Here is a 1,293-nt window from a genome sequence, read left to right on the forward strand (position 1 = left end):
TGCTTCTCACGAAGCGGCTCAACCTTGTGCAGGCAACAAAGAAAACAATACACACCAACCCACCCCCAACGCAAATCAACAACCCCACACGATGGGTCTTGGCACGGGCCACGCCTGGGAGGGACCCTCTGCGAGCTCGCCGCCATGGGTGCGGGTGGGGGCTTGCGAGCAGTGGGGCAGGTCCGGAATCGGCCACGGGCGCACCTCGGTGGAAGACTGGGGTGATGGAGATCCAGGATGCGCGAGAGCACATGTCCATAGTGATCCGGCCTTACGAAGACTCTGATGCTGCACAAACGCTGGTGGTATTCACCTCGGCTGTGATCGAGACAGCTTCCGCCGACTACACGGCTGCGCAGTACAGGCATGGGCTCAGCCCGAGCGGCGCGATGTAGGGACTTGGCATGCAGCGATGCTGGAACGGAACAGCTTTGTTGCCACAATCAGCGGCGAACTAGCCGGCTTCTCGCGCACGTTGAGGCACATGCACGCAGCGAAAGGAGACCAGCTCTCTCAGCGGATGTGAGCATCACAGCCCGTCCATTCTTCGAGCGGCATGGCTTCACTGTCGAAGCGGAACAGCACCCGGTAAAAGCAGGGGTGGAGCTGACTAACTACAAGATGCGTAAACTACTGCGATAGGAATGCGCTGCATCTTGCCGACGCACGGGTGTTTACGCTGTAAGGCAAGGTATATTCTCCATATTCGGATGAGTGAGCCGGCAGCAAGCACGACGTTCCCGACACTGACATACAGCACGCAGTTCGCTCAGCTGGACGGATGGCGGATCCCCCAGGCAGCACGACGACGATTCGCTGACAAGACATCGGCCCAGCCTGTCGCACTGAAATGTTCCCCAAATGGAACGTGAAATCGCCGATGCCGGGGAGCTCGAGTTCGATAGCGAATGCGCCCTCGATGGAAATCCTCGATACAACCAACCCTACCGATTCCAGGCCTACCGACTCTGCTTCATCCCCCAAGTAGAAGAAACGACTTGCCGCTGTCGGCGCCATGAGCGGCCGCTGTGGATTGATCCAAGGGGCCGCTGACATGGCAGCCAAAGGGCTGAGAAGGCCGGTCATTGGACTGCTCAGCCCGGCTCTGCGCTGGTGCCGGGCCCGCGGGTGCGTGGCCGGGTGACTGTGGTGTTGGTGTGGGGGGGGTTTTAAATGTGGGGAGGCCCCAACACGGTGTGTGTTGGGGCCTCTACCCTTTTTGGTGTTGTCCGGCGGTGTCCTACTCTCCCACATCCTGTCGAATGCAGTACCATCGGCGCTGTGGGTCTTAGC

The 1,293-nt window shown here is 59.9% G+C and carries 2 protein-coding genes; both read left to right on the top strand.

All coding sequences use genetic code 11. The features are described 5' to 3' along the window. Nucleotides 1–224 precede the first annotated feature (224 nt). The gene (locus CVV68_RS24540; protein ID WP_245933751.1) at nucleotides 225–395 is read left to right on the top strand and encodes a GNAT family protein; all 171 of its coding nucleotides are present in this window, start codon (nucleotides 225–227) and stop codon (nucleotides 393–395) included. Then, on the top strand, nucleotides 367–642 hold the full coding sequence (locus tag CVV68_RS22930) for a GNAT family N-acetyltransferase (protein WP_245933752.1): 276 nt from the start codon (nucleotides 367–369) through the stop codon (nucleotides 640–642). Before CVV68_RS24540 ends, CVV68_RS22930 begins: the two co-directional genes overlap by 29 nt. The last annotated feature ends 651 nt before the right edge of the window (nucleotides 643–1,293 follow it).

This window comes from Arthrobacter livingstonensis (assembly GCF_003219815.1).
Classification (GTDB): Bacteria; Actinomycetota; Actinomycetes; order Actinomycetales; family Micrococcaceae; genus Specibacter; species Specibacter livingstonensis.